Genomic DNA, 18,346 nt, shown 5'->3' on the forward strand with positions numbered 1-18,346 from the left:
GTGTTGACGCGGTTCACAGCCAATAATCTGATTGTCCTGCCACTCATGAACAGCCCGGAAGGGGCCCCCTCCGCATGCCTCAGCACCTCCGTCACGTCATCCTGGGGTCCCTCTGCGCCATGGCGGTTGTCGGGCTCGCCGCCTGTTCGTCCAGCGCCACCTCCGCCTCCTCCTCCGCCTCCGCCGCCTCGTCCTCCGCCGCCTCCTCCGGTTCGCCCGCGGCCGGGGCCAGCGCGTCGGCGACGAAGGGCGCAGCCGCGGCCGACCCCAACGCCGGGCTGCCGTCGGGCACCGAACTGGCGGCGATGCTGCTGCCCGCCGACGCGGTGCCGAGCCCGCTGAAGCCGGATTCCAGCGGCACCCGGAACAGCGGCTCGGTGTTCGCGGCGCCGTCCACGGCCGCCGTCCCCACCTCCCAGGCGTGCGCCGCCCTCGGCGCCACCAGCTGGATCAACGCGGCGGGGATCGAGAGCGGGTCCTTCGCCCAGAACGACTACACCGACAGCTACAGCGACATGTTCGCCCAGGAGGTCGACGCCTTCCGGGGCGGCGACGCGACCACGGTGATGGCCCACCTGCGGCACGTCTTCACCGAGTGCGGGACGTTCAAGTTCACCCAGGGCGGCTCCTCCTACCCCGAGAACCTGAGCTGGAAGACCCTCCCCGGCGTCGGCGACCAGGCGTTCAAGGCGGTCATCACCTCCCCCGACCTCGACGGCGGCACCACGCTGGTGGCCGTCCGGGTCGGCGACCTCGTGGCGACGACCCTCTACAACGACCAGAACACCACCGGATCGGCCGGGGTCGCGCTGACCGAGCGGCTGGCCAAGAACCTGGGCTGAACACCGGGCCCACGGGCCGGACACCGGGCCCCGTCCCAGCGCCACGGGGGTGCGTTGGGACGGGGCGCGGTCGCGGTGCGGCGCCGGGCCGCAACCGGACGAGGGGCGGCCGCCGTCCACAGCCGGTGGGGAGAGCGGTTAGGTTTGCGCCTTCACCGCTGTGCGGCCGAGCCCGAGCCCTGCCCCACGCCCGCCCCCGAGCCGAGGACGACCCCTGTCGATGATTGACCGAATACGAGTCGGTGCGCGCCGCGCGGCCGGTCGCTGGTACCGCCTCGACCAGTGGCCGCCGGAGGTCCTGGCGCTGCTCGGGGCCTGGGTGTGCACCCGGCTGCTCTACGCCGCGCCGATCATCGCCGACATGGCCGGGCAGCAGTACGACATCGGCTCCCTGTACCCCACCTGGGCGGCGGAACTCGCGCACGGGCAGTTCCCCTGGAACGACGTCACCTGGCAGTACCCGCCGGTGGCCGGGCTGGTCTTCCTCGCCCCCAGAGCACTGCCGTTCCTGAGCTACCAGACCGCCTTCGGCCTGTTCATGCTGCTCTGCGACGCGGCGGTGCTGGTGATGCTGCTGGCCGCGGCGCGGGGAGCGGGACGGGCCAGGCTCGGCGTCTGGGTCTGGGTGCTCGGGCTGCCGCTGCTGGGGGAGCTGCCCTACGTGCGCTTCGACCCCGCGGTGACGGTCCTCGCGGTCGGCTCGGTGCTGCTGCTGCGGCGCTCCTCGACCGGCGGCGGGATCCTCGCGGGGCTGGGCGCACTGGTCAAGGCGTGGCCGTTGCTGATGCTGATCGGGGCGCCGCGCGGCCGGGCCACCCGGCGCTCCTGGTTCGTCGCCGGACTGAGCTGCGTGGTGCTGGTCGCGGTGATCGGGGTGTTCTTCACCCACGAGTTCAGCTTCCTCGGCGAGCAGGGGGCGCGCGGCATCGAGATCGAGTCGCTACCGGGGTGCGCGCTGATGGTCGCCCACCTCTTCGGCTACTCCTCGGTCATCCAGTACTCCTACGGGTCGTACCAGATCAGCGGGGCCTACTCGGGGCAGCTCGCCACCCTGACCCTGGCCCTGTCCGCCGTGGGCTTCCTGTGGCTGCTCTGGTGGCGGCTGCGGGCCCGGGTGTGGACCTCGGCCACCACCGCCGACGCGGCGTTCACCTCGATGCTGGTCTTCGTCACCACCAGCCGGGTGATCAGCCCGCAGTACTTCATCTGGCTGCTCGGTCTCGCGGCGACCTGCCTGCTCTTCCGCACCACCAGTCAGCGGGTGCCCGCGCTGGCGATGCTGCCGCTCACGGTGTTCACCACCCTGGACTACCCGGTGTCCTTCGGGCAGGTCCTCCAGGGCGAGCCCGCCGCGATCATGGTCGTGGTGGTACGGAACCTGGGCCTGCTCTGGGTCACCGTCCACTCCGCGATCCGCCTCCGGCGCTCCACCCGGCCCGCCCCGGACGCGGCCACCGGGACCACGTCCGCCATCCCCGCCCAGCGCGAACCCAGCGGAAGGTACATCCGGCGCTGAGCGGAACCCGGTGCGGAGGCCGGTGCGGAACCCGGTGCGGAACCCGGTGCCGGAGTACCTATACGTGACTGATTCCCCGCCCGGCGGCGGCTCCTAGTGTCGGAGGTGTCAGCAGGACACCACACCACCAGGGAGCACCTCATGACCGCCTACGCCATCATGTACGTCCGCTCGGCCCAGCCCCACCCCGAGGTGGTCGAGTACCTGCGGCAGATCGACGCCACCCTCGACCCCTTCGGCGGGCGGTTCCTGGTCCACGGCGACGACTTCACCGTGGTCGAGGGCAGTTGGGGGGTGGCGGTGATCGTGGTCGAGTTCCCCGACCGGGAGAGCGCCCACGGCTGGTACGAGTCCGCCGCCTACCGCGCCATCCTCCACCTGCGCACCAACCACATCGAGGGCGACTGCGTCCTGGCCAACGGCGTCCCGGACGGCTACCGGGGAGCGGACTCCCTGGACCACTGACCCCGCGCGGAGCCCCCCGGCAGAGCAGCACAACGGAACGCCGCCGAACCGGCGAAGCCCGGTGCGGGGCGTTCGCCGGTCGGCGGTCGGTGTGGCGGTGGGCTAGTTGACGCTGAAGGAGTAGTAGTAGGGCGCCAGTTGGATGTTGCCCTTGGTGGTCGCGTAGACGGTCAGCTGGTAGGAGCCGCTCTGGGTCGGGGTCCACGAGATCTGGGCGTCGCCGCTCGCGCCGTGGGCCTTGACCGTGCCGGTGGTGCCGTCGCTGAAGGTGTAGGTGTAGCTGGCCACGCCCGTCACCTTCGGGGCGAAGGTGAAGGTACCGGGCACGCCCACCCCGCCGCTGGTGCCGTTCTCGACGTAGACGGCGGAGCTGACCGTGGGCGTGGTGTCCACGTTGCCGTTGTTCCACGACGACTGCTGGCTGACCCAGCCGTCCGCGCTGGTGGAGCGGACCTGCAGGATGTCACCGTAGATGCCGACCAGCGCCAGCTTGAGCTCGGCGTTGCCCGACGCGTCGGCCTTGACCGTGGTCGTCGTCTGGCTCGCCGAGCTGAGGTCCGTCACGCTGTAGCTGACCACCGGGCTCGCCGCCTCGATCTGCGGGTTGGGCGTGAGCTTGAACTCGGTGGGCTTGCCGAAGTCCGACGGGTGGGTCACCTGCGTGATCGTCGGAGCGTCCGGGGTGAGCCGGATGGTGTAGGTCGCGACCGGGGACTCGTTGAAGGCCCGGTCCAGGCTGATCACATCGAGGACCATGTACCCGTTGTCGCTGTCCGACGGCGGGACCAGACTCACCGTGGCCGAGCCGCCGAGGGTGGTCGCCCGGGTGAAGTACTGCGGGTCGCTGTACGGGCTCTGGAAGGACGGGATCCCGTGGGCGCCGACGCTCGCCACCGGCACCGGGAAGTCCTCGTCCCAGGTGTAGCCGAAGCCACCGGCGTCGCTCACTCCGTTTGCGCCGAGAGTCAGCTGGATCGGGGCGCCGCCCTGGTCCGCCTGCCCGGTCGGGTAGTTCACGGACGTCACCGTCGGCGCGGCGGCCGGACGGGTGTCGTCGATGGCGATGTAGCAGGGTGCCGACCAGGCCGAGGCGTCGCCGTTGGCGTCCACCGTCCGCGCCTGCCAGGCGTAGGTCTGACCGTCGGTCAGCGAACTGTCGGCCACGCTGACCGACGCCTCGTTGCCGGGCGCGGCATAGTCGACGGCGTTGCTCGCGATCTGCGTCGGGTCCGAGAGCGGCCAGCTCTGGAACTGCTCGGTGACCGTGGCGACGGTGCTGTCCGTGTCGCTCGCGATGCCCTCCAGGACGAGGCCGAGGCCGGCGACGTAGACCGGCGCGGTCGAGTTCGTGGAGCAGGCCTGGTAGGCGTTGAAGAGCTCGGTCGGTGTGGTCGGCACCCCGCCGGCCGCGCTGGCGGGCGCGGCCGTGAGCAGGGCCAGGCCGACGGCCACGGCGGAGGCGAAGGCGACACGGGTGCGTGTGCCCAGGGATGTGTGCACGTTGATCCCCCCTGACAAGGCCCGCTCGCGGCGTCCGGGTCGGGCGCCACCTGGCGGGCGCGGGGAATGTTAGTCCTTCACCCTGACAGCGGCATCCGATATCCCGTTGGTCCATAGTGGTCGCCATGGTCTCCCTGGTACGGCACGTGACGGTCGACTGTCTGGACGCCCCTCGGGTGGCTGCCTTCTGGGCTGCCGCACTGGGTGCGGAGCCGGTGGTGGTGGAGGACAACCCCGGTGACTTCGAGGTGACCGTGACCGCGCCGGGGATCGCCCTGCTGTTCGTTCCGGTCCCGCGGCCGAAGACGGTCAAGAACCGGGTGCACCTGGACCTCCAGCCGCAGGACCGGGGCCGGGACGCCGAGGTGCGGCGGCTGCTGGCACTCGGCGCGACCCTGGTCGACGACCGCCGCGAGCCCGACGGCACCGGCTGGTGCGTGCTGGCGGACGTCGAGGGCAACGAGTTCTGCGTGGAGCGCAGCGCGGCCGAGCGGGCGGCCACCGGCAGCGGGCCGCGCCGGGACGCGGAGGGCTGAGTTTCAGCCATATGTGGCGCGCGACACACTCGCTGACGGTGTCGCGGCCGACTGCCGCCGGACCCGCCGGACGCGCCGGGAAGGGTCGCTGCCGCGCTGGTCGGGGCGGGTTCCGGGGGTCCGCGACGGGGGCGCGGCGGGGGCAGCCGGATCGTGCCACCGAAACTGTTAGGACTCTTGACAGTTAGGTGGTCTAGTCCAACGATGGGCGGTGCTCAATCAGTGGTCTCTACCAATTGCACCCCCACCCCCACGGGAGCCCGCATGAGACGCCAGCTCAACCGACCCCTACGCACACTGCTCACCGGCCTGCTCGCGACCGCCGCCGCCTCCACCGGCCTGGTCGCGATCGGTGCCGGAACGGCACAGGCGGCAACCCCACTGCCGACCCACGTGTTCGCGCCGTACTTCGAGGCGTACAGCGGTGACGACCCGGCGACGATCTCGACCGAGTCCGGAGCCAACTACGAGACCCTGGCCTTCATCCAGGCCGCCAGCAAGGGCTCGTGCACGGCCTACTGGAACGGCGACACCAGTCAGCCGCTGACCTCGGCCACCTTCGGCAGCTCGATCAGCGCCATCCAGGCCAAGGGCGGCGACGTCGTCCCCTCGTTCGGTGGCTACACCGCCGACGACACCGGCACCGAGATCGCCGACAGCTGCACCACCGTCGCCTCGATCGCCGCCGAGTACGAGCAGGTCATCACGACCTACAACGTGACCCGGATCGACCTCGACACCGAGGACAACTCGCTCACCAACACCGCCGGGATCACCCGCCGCAACCAGGCCATCGCGCAGGTCGAGGCGTGGGCGGCGAGCACCGGACGCACCGTCCAGTTCCAGTACACCCTGCCGACGACCACCAGCGGCCTCGCCTCCAGCGGACTCGCGGTGCTGAAGAACGCGGTGGCGAACAACGCCGTGATCTCCGACGTCAACATCATGACCTTCGACTACTACGACGGTGCCACCCACGAGATGGGCACCGACGCCGAGAACGCCGCGACCGGCCTGTACAGCCAGCTCGCGACGCTCTACCCGTCGAAGACCTCGGCCCAGCTGTGGGGCATGATCGGGATCACCCTGATGCCCGGCGTCGACGACTACGGCACGGCGGAGACCACCACCGTCGCCGACGCCGCCAACGTCGAGGCGTGGGCCAACACCAAGGGCCTGGCCGAGCTGTCCTTCTGGGCGCTGGAGCGCGACAACGACAGCTGCGCCGTCGGCACCGCCGGTTCGGACACCTGCTCCGGCATCACCCAGAACACCTGGGACTTCAGCCACGCGCTGGAGCCCTTCACCAGCGGCAGCACCCCGGTCGGCAATGACTTCTCGGTCGCGGCCTCGCCCGCCTCGGCGTCGGTCGCCCCCGGAGCCTCCACCACCTCGACCGTCAGCACCGCCGTCACCAGCGGCAGCGCCGAATCGGTCGCCCTGAGCGCGAGTGGCCTGCCCACCGGCGTCACCGCCGCGTTCAGCCCCGCCTCGGTCACCAGCGGCGGCAGCTCCACCCTCACCCTGACCGCCTCCAGCAGCGCCGCGGCCGGGACCTACCCGATCACCATCACCGGCACCGCCGCCTCCGGCAGCCACACCGCCAGCTACTCGCTGACCGTCACCGGCAGCAGCACCGGCGGTAACGACTTCTCCATCTCCGACTCGCCCGCCTCGGCGTCGGTCGCGGCCGGAGCCTCCACCACCTCGACCGTCAGCACCGCCGTCACCAGCGGCAGCGCCGAATCGGTCGCCCTGAGCGCGAGTGGCCTGCCCACCGGCGTCACCGCCGCGTTCAGCCCCGCCTCGGTCACCAGCGGCGGCAGCTCCACCCTCACCCTGACCGCCTCCAGCAGCGCCGCGGCCGGGACCTACCCGATCACCATCACCGGCACCGCCGCCTCCGGCAGCCACACCGCCGGCTACTCGCTGACCGTCACCGCGGTGACGCCCACCGGTAGCCTGGTCAACGGCGGCTTCGAGACCGGCAGCCTCAGCCCGTGGACCGGCCAGCCCGGCGACACGGTGGTGAGCACCCCGGTGCACTCCGGCAGCCACGCGCTTGAGGTCACCCCGACCGCGTCGCAGACCGGCCAGGTCAGCCAGACCCTGACCCTGGCGCCCAACACCAGCTACACGCTGAGCGGCTGGGTCCAGGGCAGCTACGCCTACATCGGCGTCAGCGGCGGGGCCACGGCCAGCACCTGGACGTCCTCCACCGGCTGGACCCAGCTGTCCGTGCCCTTCACCACCGGCTCGTCCGGCACGGTGACCGTGTACGTCCACGGCTGGTACGGCCAGGGCAACGTCTTCGCTGACGACTTCGCCCTCAGCTAGTCACCGCGGTACCGCAGGGGGTGCGCACCGGTGGTCGGAACCCGACCGCCGGTGCGCACCGGCGTTCCCGGCCGGAAACCGACCTCAGGCGGCCTTGACCGGCACGGTGAGGTGGACCAGCCCGGCGATGCCGAACTCCAGCAGGACCGGGGTGGTGCCCCCGGGCGTCAGTCCCTTCGCGGACGGCAGCACGACCGCCGGGGCACCCGCGCCGAAGACCGCGCTGCTACCCGAGTCGATCATGATTCCCGCGGTGGAGAGCGCGTTGACCGGCCCCGCGCTGCCCTGGAGCGTCGCCTGGCCCAGGCCCGGCACCGAAACCACGGCCAAGTGCTCGGTCACCGGACCGGCGTTGTCCACGGTGAAGTACAGCCGGGCGGTGCCCGACGCCCCCAGCTGGACCACGGCGTTCTTGATCGACAGGTCCACGTTGCGGGCCTGGGTGCTCCAGTCGGTGCCGTCGGCGCCGGTACTGGTCGTCGACTGGTCGACGCCGGGAGCGACCCGCTGGACCGTCCCGCTGCCGCAGCCGGTGGCCAGCACCGCTACGGCGGCCGCGAGCGCGGCCGACTGGAGAGCTCGCTGCACGGTGGTTCGGCTGATGCCGACGGGGGATCGCATGTCTGCATTATGCGGACGCTTCATTCGGGCCCCGACAGCGCCCCCGGCCCTGTCCCGGCCCAGTCCCGGCCCTGTCCCGGCCAAGTCCCGGAACCTCCCCGGACGGCCCTGCCCGGGCACCCGAACGGACCGCCGCCCGCCGGGCCCGGAATCAACCCGAACGGATTACCCGTTACGCCGCCGACGATATTCCCCGGACTCCCCGGGCGCGGCCCGAACCGCGTCGGGATTTCCCGCCCCGCCGCCCCCGGGCAAGGGCCGCGGTGATTTCCGGGGCGGAGGGAGCCGCAGATAATACCCCACGCACCGCCCCCGACGGGTTCTCTGCCACGCCGAACACTATTCGTCCAAGAGGGTGATATGACGAAGTGTCACCCAGCCGGAACCTCCTTCGTACCGAAGAGTGGCTGTAGTGCCGGAGTACGCGACGGCTCGCCTGTGCGTCCCGGCCTGAAGTCGCATCGACGAAGCGAAAGAGGAATCAAGGATGAGCAGAATGCGTAAGGCGGCAGTGGTGGCCGCGATGGTCGGCGGGATCGTGTTCGCGGGTGCCGGGGCGGCCTCCGCCGACGCCGGCGCCTACGGCTCGGCCAACAACTCCCCGGGCGTCCTGTCCGGGAACGTCGTCCAGATCCCCATCGACGTGAACGCGAACGTCTGTGGCAACAGCGTCAACATCATCGGTCTGCTCAACCCGGCCATCGGGAACCGCTGCTCCAACGACGACGGCGCGCGTGGCGACCACGGCTACGGCCGGGACCACGACGGCCGCTGGAGCCAGGACGGCGACCACCAGGACGGCGACCACGACCACGGCCGCGGCGACGACTGCTGCTGACCTGAGCCTTCCCGCTCACCACGCGGTCCGGGCCGGTCCCGCCCACCAGGGCGGAACCGGCCTCGTCCGTTTCCCTGCCGGGTCGCGGACCGAGAGTCAGCCGTGGTTGGCGGACGAGTTGCCGAAGGCCGGGTTCAGCAGGCCGATGACGTTGATGCTGTTGCCGGTGGCGTTGACCGGAATGTGCACCGGGACCTGGATGGCGTTGCCGGAGGCGACACCGGGGGAGTTGTTGGCCGCACCGGTCGCGGTCGAGCTGGCGAAGGCAGCTCCCGCACCGGCGGCGACCGCACCGGCCGCGGCGAGGGTGACGACGGCGCCCTTGAGGGTGTTGTTCATGACTACTCCGTGGGATTGTCTGCGTGGCGAAGAGCCGCGGGAATGGACGTAGGGAACAACGCGCGAGCGGCGTGCGGGATACGGCCCTGCTCCGGCTTCACCCGGACGCGTCAGAAGTGCGCCGCAGGTACGGAAATTCGACTCTCTTTCCCGCCCGACCGTTTCCTCCGCTGTCGCCACTCGTTTCCAGCGATGAAGGCCCCCACAACAACACCAGCTCAATAAGGAAACGACATGCAGAACATCAAGCGGAGCGCCCTGCTGGTCACCGTGACCGCCGGAATCGTCGTGGGCGGCGCCGGTGCGGCCATGGCCTCCAGCACCGCCACCGGTGCGGCCAACAACTCCCCCGGCGTGCTCTCCGGCAACGTCATCCAGGTGCCGGTCCACGTGCCGGTCAACCTGTGCGGCAACACCATCGACGTCATCGGCGTGCTGAACCCGGCGTTCGGCAACCACTGCGTCAACAAGGACTGACCTCAGAGCCCCAGAGCCGAAGCCTGAACCACGGGCCGCGCCCCCGGACACACCAGTACGGCCGGGCGCGGCCCTCGGTCGTCCCCGCCCTCGGTCGAGCCGAGCGCACCGGTCACCGCTGTGCGCTGCACGAGTGGTCCTGGCCGCCCCCGCGTGTCCGCCGTCGAGCCGGGCTCGTTCCCCGGGTGTCGGGTCCACTGGGGATCGACAGAAACACGGAGATTCCACCATGCGCAAGATGAAGACCGGCCTGGCCCTGACCGCACTCGCCGTGGGACTCGCGCTGACCGGCGCGGGCAGCGCCGCCGCCGGCTCCACCGCGACCGGCGCCGCCGCCAACTCGCCCGGGTTCCTGTCCGGAAACGTGATCGAGATCCCGATCCACATTCCGCTGAACCTCTGCGGCAACAGCATCAATGTGATCGCGCTGCTCAACCCGGCTTTCGGCAACCACTGCGTCAACCGCTGACCCCCTGGCAATCCACGTAGCAACGTAGAAGGAGATCCACCCATGCAGCTCAAGAAGACCGCTGCCGTCTCCGCAGCCGTCCTCGGCGTCGTGCTGGCCGGCGCCGGCAGCGCTGCTGCCGACGGCACCGCGACCGGTGCGGCCCACAACTCCCCCGGTGTGGCGTCCGGCAACACCATCCAGGTCCCGGTGCACGTCCCGGTGAACCTCTGCGGCAACAGCATCAACGTCATCGGCGCGCTCAACCCGGTGTTCGGCAACCGCTGCGTCAACACCCAGGACTGCTGAGTCCATCCGGACCAGTACGGTGCTGCCCCCCGGACGGTACGTCGGGGGGCGGCGCCGCATCACGACGTCCCCCACCCTACGGAGGGTTCTCCATGTTCCGTGCGCTGACCACGGGCTGCGCCGCAGGCGCCCTGCTCCTGCTGGGCACGCTCTCCTCCCAGGCCCCCGCCTGGGCCGCCGACGAGGGCGCGCCCATGGCCAAACCCACCGCCGCGCTGCAACCCCCGGAGGTGGGACCGGCGCTGTCCGGTCTCGGCAGCGCGGTCAGCAGCACCTCGCATCCGGTGAAGACGCTGCGGGTGGACCCGCTGGCGGCCTCCTCGGCCGATCCGCTGAGCAACGGCGCCGCGCTGCTGCCCGACTCCCCCGGTATGGCGCCGCTGTCGACGTCGACGGTCACCGGCCCGCTCAGTGCGGGCGGCGGACTCGCCAGCCTGCCGGTGATCAGCACCCTCTCCTCGGTCATCCCGGGCTGACCGCCGCGACACCCCGGCCACAGGGCCCCGGGTACCGGATCTCCGGTACCCGGGGCCCTGTGCCGCGCCCTGCCGCTGACCGCTCACGCCACCGGCACGAGCCGCCGGGTCACGGGTTGAGCCCCTGCCCGAACGACCCGGCCGAGTCGAGCAGTTCGTCCACGCCCTGGGTCAGCGGCTGGTGGTCGCCGCTCTGGTCCAGGTCGACCCGGCCGTGCGGGTCGGTGTGCAGCTGCGGCTCGCTCACCGACGGGTCGAGCCGGCCCAGGTCGACGGCCCCCTGCTGCGGCGGCGTCAGCGCGGACGCCGGGGCCGGCGCCCGGGTCTGCCCCCGGTGGTACGTCAGCGGGTGGCCCAGGGACACCGCCGAGCCGACCGTCCGCAGCGGCGCGCTCGGCAGCGACAGGTCCACCGCGTTCGGCTTGGCCTTGCCGTCGGGGCTGCTCAGCGGGGCCGCCAGCGGCGCCGAGAGACCGAGGCCCGGGGTCCGCTGGGTGGTGTTCAGCGGCGGCACCAGCGGGTCCGGGACCAACTGCTGCTCCTGAGCCGACTGCGGCGTGTGTGCCGACTGCGGGGCCTGGGCCGACTGCGGCGCGGACGGCGGCAGCAGCAGCGCGGCCGGGATCGAGCCGTTCACTCCGGTGGTACCGGCGGTGCTGCCGGTGAGCTGGTCGGCCGCGGCCCCCAGCGGCAGGTTGAACGGGACCTGCTGCTGCGCCGCCGCCTGCTCGGCCGCGTCCAGCTGCGCCGGGGTGAACGGGGTGGCCGCGGCCGTCCCCGCCGCCAGCCCTGCCGAAGCGCACACGGCGGCAGCGACCGCGGTCACTCGCGCGGAGAGATTCATCAGTATGGACCCCATCTCTTTGGTAATCCGCCCGCCGGTCCTGCGCCACGGTCGCGGATTGGACACGCTCGCAGGTCGTTCGAGCCGGGAGCAACCTGCCTGAACGATTCACCAATCGCGACAATGCGCGAATTCACTCCCAGCACCCACAGTCGACCTGGTGCTTTCACCCCGCCGGGGAATCCACTTGACCTGATCGGAGTAACGACCGTTGCCCCCGCCTGGGACGTTCGTTGATCAGATCGCATCACCGCCGAAGTGGCAGGTCGGCATCGAAGGCGTTCGGAAGCCCGGTTCGGGCGCCGAAGCAGGATGCCGGAAACCTCCCCCGGAGGATGCACACCGACCGGTCATCGGAATCGTTCACCATAACGACCCGGACGTTGACCAAACAGCACCCAGAAAAGGATCAGCAATGCTGAAGAAGGCTCTCGCCGCCGCCGGTATCGCCGCTGCGACGCTCGCGATGACGTCCGCCCCCGCCTCCGCCATCGGCGACAGCGACGGTTCCACGACCTCCGTCCAGGGCGCGGGCGGCACCAACGTCACCGGCACCTGGGGCGACAACAGCCCCAACTTCCACTTCCTGGACAACCCGAACATCTGCCTGCCGGAGATCCACCACGTGCAGGTCGGCGTCGTGCCGGTCCAGGTCGGGGTCCCCATCGCCAACCAGCAGGCCCACCAGACCTGCAACATCGGCCAGGGCACCCAGGGTGCCGGCGACGCGCCGCTGTCCCACCTGGTCGGCTGATCACCGCGGCCCCCACTCGCACCACCCGCACCACCCGCACCACGCCGGAAAGAGCAGCGTTCCCATGTTCGAGCAGACCCTCTCCGCAGTCGGTCTCGCCATGACCGCAGCGGCTCTCGTGGTCTCCCCGGCCGCGGCCGTCGGCGACTCCGACGGCTCGACCAGCTCCCTCCAGGGACACGGTGGCACCGATGTGACCGGCACCCACGGCCATCACAGCCCCAGCCACCACCTCCTGGACAACACCAACCTCTGCCTGCCGGAGCTGCACCACGCGCAGGTCGGGATCCTGGTCCCGGTCCAGGCGGACGTACCGGCCGCCGACCAGCAGCAGCACCAGACCTGCCGGAACGGGCAGGGCACGCAGGGCGCGGGCGACGGGGTCGGTTCCCATCTCCTCGGCTGACTCCCACTCAGTCGGCCCCGGCTCACCTCACCACATCTCACAGAACACAGGATCAGAACATGCTGAAGCAGGCTCTCTCCGTGGTCGGCATCGCCGCCGGTGCGGTCGCCATGGTCGTCACCCCGGCCGCCGCGATCGGCAACTCGGACGGCACCACCACCTCGCTCCAGGGCGCGGGCGGCACCAACGTCACCGGCACCCACGGCGACAACAGCCCCAACTTCCACACCCTGGACAACCCGAACATCTGCCTGCCGGAGATCCACCACGTCCAGGTCGGCGTCGTCCCGGTCCAGGTCGAGGTCCCGGTCGCCAACCAGCAGCAGCACCAGATCTGCAACGTCGGCCACACCACCCAGGGCGCCGGCGACGGGCAGCTGTCCCACCTCATCGGCTGACACCGGCCGGTAGCGGTACCCGACCCGACGATCACCCGATCGAATGACCCTCCAGGACACGGCCGAAGGGCCGGGAAGAACTCCTCTTCCCGGCCCTTCGGCCGTTCCCCGGCAGCGGGATCAGCGCAGCTTGCGGGCCACCTCGACCGCCCAGTAGGTGAGCACCTGGCTCGCGCCCGCGCGGCGGATCGAGGTCAGCGTCTCCATGATCATGCGGTCCCGGTCCACCCAGCCGTTCGCGGCGGCGGCCTCGACCATCGCGTACTCGCCGGACACCTGGTAGGCGGCCACCGGCACCGGGCTGACGTCGGCGACCTGGCGCAGCACGTCCAGGTAGGCCATGGCGGGCTTGACCATCACCAGGTCCGCGCCCTCGGCCAGGTCCAGCTCCAGCTCGCGCAGCGCCTCCCGGCCGTTGGCCGGGTCCTGCTGGTAGCTCTTCCGGTCGCCCTTCAGCGCGGAGCCGACGGCCTCCCGGAAGGGGCCGAAGAAGGCCGAGGCGTACTTGGCGGAGTAGGCCAGCACCGAGACGTCCTGGTGGCCCGCCCGGTCCAGGGCGTCGCGGACGACCGCGATCTGACCGTCCATCATCCCCGAGGGGCCGACCATGTGGACCCCGGCGTCGGCCTGGACCACGGCCATCTCGGCGTAGCGCAGCAGCGTCGCGTCGTTGTCCACCGAGCCGTCCGCGGCCAGCACGCCGCAGTGCCCGTGGTCGGTGTACTCGTCCAGGCACAGGTCGGACATGACCACGAGCGCGTCGCCGACCTCGGCCACCACGTCCCGGATCGCCTGCTGCAGGATGCCGTCCGGGTTGGTGCCCTCCGAGCCGATGGCGTCCTGCACCAGCGGGACGCCGAACAGCATGATCCCGCCGACCCCCGCCTCGGCCGCCTCCACGGCGGCCCGGCGCAGGCTGTCCCGGGTGTGCTGGACCACGCCCGGCATGGAGTTGATCGGCGCCGGTTCGCTGATGCCCTCGCGGGCGAACAGCGGCAGGATCAGCTCCGCCGGGTGCAGCCTGGTCTCGGCCACCAGGCGGCGGACCGCCGGGGTGGTCCGCAGGCGGCGGGGGCGGATGACGGGGGTGGCGACCGGGAATTCAGTGGACATGACGGTCAGCGGGCCTTCCTACGGGAGCCCGGGCGGCGCTCGCTCGGGCGGTACACCTGCTCGCCCGCCTGGGTGGCTGCGTCGCGGCGGGCCGCTCCGAAGTCTGCCAGGGCCTCGGCCAGCGCCGCCGCCGAGGGGGCCGGCGCGAGCACGTCCACCCGCAGTCCGTGCTCCTCGGCGGTCTTGGCGGTGGCCGGGCCGATACAGGCGATGACGGTCACGTTGTGCGGCTTCCCGGCGATGCCGACCAGGTTGCGGACGGTCGAGGACGAGGTGAAGATCACCGCGTCGAAGCCGCCGCCCTTGATCGCCTCCCGGGTCTCGGCGGGCGGGGGCGAGGCGCGGACCGTCCGGTAGGCGGTGACGTCGTCGACCTCCCAGCCCAGCTCGACCAGCCCGGCGACCAGGGTCTCGGTGGCGATGTCGGCGCGCGGCAGCAGCACCCGGTCGATCGGGTCGAACACCGGGTCGTACAGCGGCCAGTCCTCCAGCAGTCCGGCGGCGGACTGCTCGCCGCTGGGCACCAGGTCGGGCTTCACGCCGAAGTCGACCAGGGCCTGCGAGGTGGTCTCGCCGACCGCCGCGACCTTGATCCCGGCGAAGGCGCGGGCGTCGAGCCCGTACTCCTCGAACTTCTCCCGGACCGCCTTGACCGCGTTCACCGAGGTGAACGCGATCCACTCGTAGCGCCCGGTGACCAGGCCCTTGATCGCCCGCTCCATCTGCTGCGGGGTCCGCGGCGGCTCGACCGCGATGGTCGGCACCTCGGACGGCACCGCGCCGTAGGAGCGCAGCTGCTCGGAGAGCGCGCCGGCCTGGTCCTTGGTGCGCGGCACCAGCACGTTCCAGCCGAAGAGCGGCTTGGTCTCGAACCACGACAGCGAGGCGCGCTGGGCGACCTGCTGCCCGACGACGGCTATCACGCTGCTCGCCGGGTCCACCGGGGCCGAGACCGGCGAGGGCAGCACCCGGGCCGCCTTCAGCTCGGCGGCCAGCGTGCCCAGGGTCGCGGTGTAGGTGCGCTGCCGGGTGGTGGTGCCCTCCAGCGTGACCGAGACCGGGGTGTCGGGCTTGCGCCCGTGCGCGACCAGGGTCTGCGCGGAGACCGGCAGCGCGCCCAGGGTGGTGCGCACCACCAGGGTCGCGTCGCAGTCGCCCAGGTTGCTCCAGGTGCTGTCGGCGAGCTGCTGCCGGGCGTCGACGAAGCGCACGTCGGCGCCCTCGCCGCCGCACAGCGGCACCCCGGCGTAGGCCGGGACGCCCACGGACTGGGCCACCCCGGGCACCACCTGGAACGGGATGCCCGCCTGCGCGCAGGCCAGCATCTCCTCGGCGGCCCGGCCGTCCATCCCGGGGTCGCCGTCGACGGTGCGGACCACGTGCTTGCCGGCCTGCACGGCCGGGAACATCCGGGCCACCAGGCCGCCGCCGAGGACCACCGCGTCGGCCTCCCGGCCGGCCGCCGTGTCGGCGGCGTGCAGCTCCACCCCGGCCGGGCAGTGCCCGCGGACGGCGACCGCCGTCAGCGGGTCGGCCACCAGGACGTCCGCCGAGGCCAGCACCTCGACCGCGCGGAGCGTCAGCAGGCCGGGGTCGCCCGGGCCCGCGCCCAGGAAGGTGACCTGGCCGACCGGGCGGCGGACCGCACCGTGGATGTCATGAGTGGGGCTCACTTGACTCGCTCCCCCATCAGACCGGCCGCGCCCTGGGCGAGCATCCGGGCCGCCAGCTCACGGCCCAGGGCCGCCGCTGCCTGCTCGGACGCCGCCTCGGCCGCGAAGGCGCCGGTTGCGGACAACTGCACGACGGCCGAGCCGTCGACGGTGCCGACGAGCCCGCGCAGGCGCAGCTCGTCGGACTGCTGGACCGAGGCACCACGTCGCACCTCGGCGAGTGCCCCGACCGGGGCGGAACAACCCGCTTCGAGCGCGGCCAGCAGCGCGCGCTCGGCGGTGACGGCGGCACGGGTGGGCGCGTCGTCGAGGGCGGCCAGCGCGGACGCAAGCCCGGTGTCGGCGGCGGAGCACTCGATCGCCAGCGCGCCCTGTCCGGGCGCGGGCAGCATCAGCGTGTCGTCGATCAGCTGGTTGGCCTCGTCGAGGCGGCCGAGCCGGTGCAGCCCGGCGGCGGCCAGCACGACCGCGTCCAGCTCGCCGGAGCGGACGTAGCCGATCCTGGTGTCGACGTTGCCGCGGATGGCCACCGTCTCCAGCGGCACGCCGACGGCCGCCGCCCAGGCGTTCAGCTGGGCCGTCCGGCGCGGCGATCCGGTGCCGATCCGGACCGGGACGCCGTTGTGGGCGCACTTGGCGACCAGCTCGTCCAGGGTCAGTCCGTCCCGGGCCACCAGCGCGTCCCGGGGGTCCTCCCGCGGGGGCACGGCGGCCAGCAGCAGGCCGTCCGGGGCGGCCGTGGGCAGGTCCTTCAGCGAGTGCACCGCGAAGTCGATCGTTCCGGCGAGCAGCGCCTCGCGCAGTGCGGAGACGAAGACCCCGGTGCCGCCGATCTGTGCCAGCTGCTCGCGCGAGGTGTCGCCGTAGGTGGTGATCTCGACCAGCTCGACCCGGCGTCCGGTGGCCCGGGACACCGTCTCGGCGACCTGCCCGGACTGGGCCATCGCCAGGGCGCTGCGCCGGGTGCCCAGGCGCAGGGGGGGTGGGGAGGGGGTGTTGCTGAGTTGGCCACTCATGACATGATCATCCCGGTCGTGCTCGGTTCGGATGCTGTGCGTCTGGTCTGGTGCGGTCCGGGGCGGGTCCTGGGTCATTCCGGGCCACCCCCGGTGACCGGCTGCTGCGCCGGTACGCGTGCGGGTGCGGCGGCGACCGCCTGCACCGCCGCCGGGTCGAGCTCGAACAGCTCCCGCAGGGCCTCCGCGTAGGAGGCGCCGCCGGGTTCCCCGGCCAGCTGCTTGACCCGCACCGTCGGCGAGTGCAGCAGCTTGTCCACCACCCGGTTCACGGTCTGCGCCAGTTCGGCGCGGACCCGGGCGTCCAGCTCGGGCAGTCGGCCGTCCAGGCGGTCGAGCTCGCCCCGGACCACCTCCGACGCCTTGGTGCGCAGGGCGACCACCGTGGGGGTGATCGCGGCGGCGCGCTGGGCCGAGCCGAAGGACTCGACCTCCTGGGCGACGATCCGGCGGACCGCCTCCACGTCCAGTGCCCCGGCGGCGCCGGCGGTGGCGGCCGCCGCCTCGGCCAGGGTCTCCAGGTCGACCACGTGGACGCCGTCGAGGGCGTGCGCCCCGGCGTCGACGTCCCGGGGCATCGCCAGGTCCAGCAGCGCGAGCGGGGTGGCCCCGGCGCGCTTGGCGGCGGCGATGGCGACCTCCTCGGCGGTGAGCACGATTCCGGCCGCCCCGGTACAGGAGATGACCACGTCGGCCTCGGCCAGCGCGGTGCCGACCTGGGCGAAGGGGGCGACCCGGGCGCCGTACTCGGCGAGGGTGGTCGCCAGCCGCTCGGCTCGCTCCTGTGTTCGGTTGACGATGACCAGTTCGGACACACCGGCGCGGGCCAGCGTCGCCGCGGCCAGCGAGCTCATCGATCCGGCGCCGACGACCAGCGCCCGCTTGCCCGCGATCGGACCGGCCGCCGCGGCGATCCGCTCCAGGCCGAAGGTGACCAGCGACTGGCCGGCCTTGTCGATCCCGGTCTCGGTGTGGGCCCGCTTGCCGACCCGCAGCGCCTGCTGGAACAGCTCGTTGAGGCGGCGCCCGGCGGTGCCCCGCTCCTGCGCCAGCGACAGCCCGTCGCGCAGCTGGCCGAGGATCTGCCCCTCGCCGACCACCATCGAGTCCAGCCCGCACGCCACCGAGAACAGATGGTGCACGGCGCGGTCCTCGTAGTGGACGTACAGGTGCGCGGTCAGCTCCTCGATGCCGACGCCGGTGTGCTCGGACAGCAGCGCGGACAACTCGTCGACACCGGCGTGGAACTTGTCCACGTCGGTGTAGAGCTCGATCCGGTTGCAGGTGGAGACCAGCGCCGCCTCGCCCACCGGCGCGGCCTCGGCGGCGGCGCGCAGCAGCCGCTCCGGGCCTTCCCCGGTGAGGGCGGCGCGCTCCAGCAGCCCGACCGGCGCGGTGCGGTGGCTGAGGCCAAGTACCAGAAGGCTCATGCTCCTGC

Annotated in this window: 21 protein-coding genes; 13 read left to right on the forward strand and 8 right to left on the reverse strand. The window is 72.1% G+C overall.

All coding sequences use genetic code 11. From position 1 onward, the window contains the following. Positions 1-74: 74 nt before the first annotated feature. From GXP74_RS36480 to GXP74_RS36490, 3 genes are all read left to right on the forward strand, one after another. Positions 75-842 (forward strand): hypothetical protein, encoded by a 768-nt coding sequence (locus GXP74_RS36480; RefSeq protein ID WP_182455482.1) that lies wholly within the window; start codon positions 75-77, stop codon positions 840-842. Between the two features lie 220 nt (positions 843-1,062). Then, positions 1,063-2,358: a glycosyltransferase 87 family protein gene (locus tag GXP74_RS36485; protein ID WP_182455483.1), complete on the forward strand. Its 1,296-nt coding sequence runs from the start codon at positions 1,063-1,065 to the stop codon at positions 2,356-2,358. Between the two features lie 141 nt (positions 2,359-2,499). Continuing rightward, positions 2,500-2,823, forward strand: coding sequence for a DUF1330 domain-containing protein (locus GXP74_RS36490; RefSeq protein ID WP_182455484.1), 324 nt, complete (start codon positions 2,500-2,502; stop codon positions 2,821-2,823). A gap of 102 nt (positions 2,824-2,925) precedes the next feature. On the opposite strand, the gene GXP74_RS36495 is transcribed toward GXP74_RS36490, so the two are convergent. Continuing rightward, positions 2,926-4,323 (reverse strand): hypothetical protein, encoded by a 1,398-nt coding sequence (locus GXP74_RS36495; protein ID WP_182455485.1) that lies wholly within the window; start codon positions 4,321-4,323, stop codon positions 2,926-2,928. Between the two features lie 125 nt (positions 4,324-4,448). Here GXP74_RS36495 and GXP74_RS36500 point away from each other — a divergent pair, with 125 nt between their 5' ends. Further along, complete coding sequence (locus tag GXP74_RS36500) at positions 4,449-4,859, forward strand: VOC family protein (protein WP_182455486.1); 411 nt, start codon at positions 4,449-4,451, stop codon at positions 4,857-4,859. Positions 4,860-5,123: 264 nt separating this feature from the next. Then, positions 5,124-7,196, forward strand: coding sequence for a carbohydrate binding domain-containing protein (locus GXP74_RS36505; protein ID WP_182455487.1), 2,073 nt, complete (start codon positions 5,124-5,126; stop codon positions 7,194-7,196). Between the two features lie 84 nt (positions 7,197-7,280). Here GXP74_RS36505 and GXP74_RS36510 read toward each other — a convergent pair whose 3' ends face one another. Beyond that, a complete protein-coding gene (locus GXP74_RS36510) occupies positions 7,281-7,817 on the reverse strand; it encodes a hypothetical protein (RefSeq protein WP_182455488.1) in 537 nt (178 codons plus the stop codon). A gap of 487 nt (positions 7,818-8,304) precedes the next feature. On the opposite strand from GXP74_RS36510, the gene GXP74_RS36515 reads away from it, so the two are divergent. After that, positions 8,305-8,655 (forward strand): chaplin, encoded by a 351-nt coding sequence (locus tag GXP74_RS36515; RefSeq protein ID WP_182455489.1) that lies wholly within the window; start codon positions 8,305-8,307, stop codon positions 8,653-8,655. A gap of 96 nt (positions 8,656-8,751) precedes the next feature. Here GXP74_RS36515 and GXP74_RS36520 read toward each other — a convergent pair whose 3' ends face one another. Beyond that, positions 8,752-8,994 carry a chaplin gene (locus GXP74_RS36520; RefSeq protein WP_182455490.1) on the reverse strand — a complete coding sequence of 81 codons (243 nt, stop codon included), beginning with the start codon at positions 8,992-8,994 and terminating at the stop codon, positions 8,752-8,754. Between the two features lie 234 nt (positions 8,995-9,228). Here GXP74_RS36520 and GXP74_RS36525 point away from each other — a divergent pair, with 234 nt between their 5' ends. The 4 genes from GXP74_RS36525 to GXP74_RS36540 all read left to right on the forward strand — a co-directional run bounded on the left by GXP74_RS36525 (position 9,229) and on the right by GXP74_RS36540 (position 10,704). Beyond that, complete coding sequence (locus tag GXP74_RS36525) at positions 9,229-9,471, forward strand: chaplin (protein WP_182455491.1); 243 nt, start codon at positions 9,229-9,231, stop codon at positions 9,469-9,471. Between the two features lie 229 nt (positions 9,472-9,700). Further along, a complete protein-coding gene (locus tag GXP74_RS36530; RefSeq protein WP_182455492.1) occupies positions 9,701-9,940 on the forward strand; it encodes a chaplin in 240 nt (79 codons plus the stop codon). Positions 9,941-9,982: 42 nt separating this feature from the next. Next, positions 9,983-10,228, forward strand: a complete 246-nt coding sequence (locus GXP74_RS36535; protein WP_182455493.1) for a chaplin — start codon at positions 9,983-9,985, stop codon at positions 10,226-10,228. 92 nt (positions 10,229-10,320) lie between these two features. Then, entirely contained in the window at positions 10,321-10,704 is a 384-nt protein-coding gene (locus tag GXP74_RS36540) for a hypothetical protein (RefSeq protein WP_182455494.1), read from the forward strand. Positions 10,705-10,813: 109 nt separating this feature from the next. Here GXP74_RS36540 and GXP74_RS36545 read toward each other — a convergent pair whose 3' ends face one another. Beyond that, a complete protein-coding gene (locus GXP74_RS36545) occupies positions 10,814-11,509 on the reverse strand; it encodes a hypothetical protein (RefSeq protein ID WP_225448447.1) in 696 nt (231 codons plus the stop codon). Positions 11,510-11,963: 454 nt separating this feature from the next. On the opposite strand from GXP74_RS36545, the gene GXP74_RS36550 reads away from it, so the two are divergent. The 3 genes from GXP74_RS36550 (at position 11,964) to GXP74_RS36560 (ending at position 13,106) form a co-directional block, all read left to right on the forward strand. Continuing rightward, positions 11,964-12,302 carry a rodlet layer protein gene (locus GXP74_RS36550; RefSeq protein ID WP_182455496.1) on the forward strand — a complete coding sequence of 113 codons (339 nt, stop codon included), beginning with the start codon at positions 11,964-11,966 and terminating at the stop codon, positions 12,300-12,302. A 64-nt stretch (positions 12,303-12,366) separates the two neighbouring features. Beyond that, the gene (locus GXP74_RS36555) at positions 12,367-12,708 is read left to right on the forward strand and encodes a rodlet layer protein (RefSeq protein WP_182455497.1); all 342 of its coding nucleotides are present in this window, start codon (positions 12,367-12,369) and stop codon (positions 12,706-12,708) included. A gap of 59 nt (positions 12,709-12,767) precedes the next feature. Then, positions 12,768-13,106, forward strand: a complete 339-nt coding sequence (locus tag GXP74_RS36560) for a rodlet layer protein (RefSeq protein ID WP_182455498.1) — start codon at positions 12,768-12,770, stop codon at positions 13,104-13,106. Positions 13,107-13,226: 120 nt separating this feature from the next. On the opposite strand, the gene hemB is transcribed toward GXP74_RS36560, so the two are convergent. From hemB to GXP74_RS36580, 4 genes are all read right to left on the reverse strand, one after another. Beyond that, entirely contained in the window at positions 13,227-14,219 is a 993-nt protein-coding gene (hemB, locus tag GXP74_RS36565) for a porphobilinogen synthase (protein ID WP_182455499.1), read from the reverse strand. 5 nt (positions 14,220-14,224) lie between these two features. Then, entirely contained in the window at positions 14,225-15,892 is a 1,668-nt protein-coding gene (locus GXP74_RS36570; RefSeq protein ID WP_225448448.1) for a bifunctional uroporphyrinogen-III C-methyltransferase/uroporphyrinogen-III synthase, read from the reverse strand. Next, entirely contained in the window at positions 15,889-16,908 is a 1,020-nt protein-coding gene (gene hemC / locus GXP74_RS36575) for a hydroxymethylbilane synthase (RefSeq protein ID WP_182455500.1), read from the reverse strand. Before hemC ends, GXP74_RS36570 begins: the two co-directional genes overlap by 4 nt. 74 nt (positions 16,909-16,982) lie before the next feature. After that, positions 16,983-18,338, reverse strand: coding sequence for a glutamyl-tRNA reductase (locus GXP74_RS36580; protein WP_182455501.1), 1,356 nt, complete (start codon positions 18,336-18,338; stop codon positions 16,983-16,985). Positions 18,339-18,346: the final 8 nt, after the last annotated feature.

The sequence above is a fragment of the Streptacidiphilus sp. P02-A3a genome, from assembly GCF_014084105.1.
Classification (GTDB): domain Bacteria; phylum Actinomycetota; class Actinomycetes; order Streptomycetales; family Streptomycetaceae; genus Streptacidiphilus.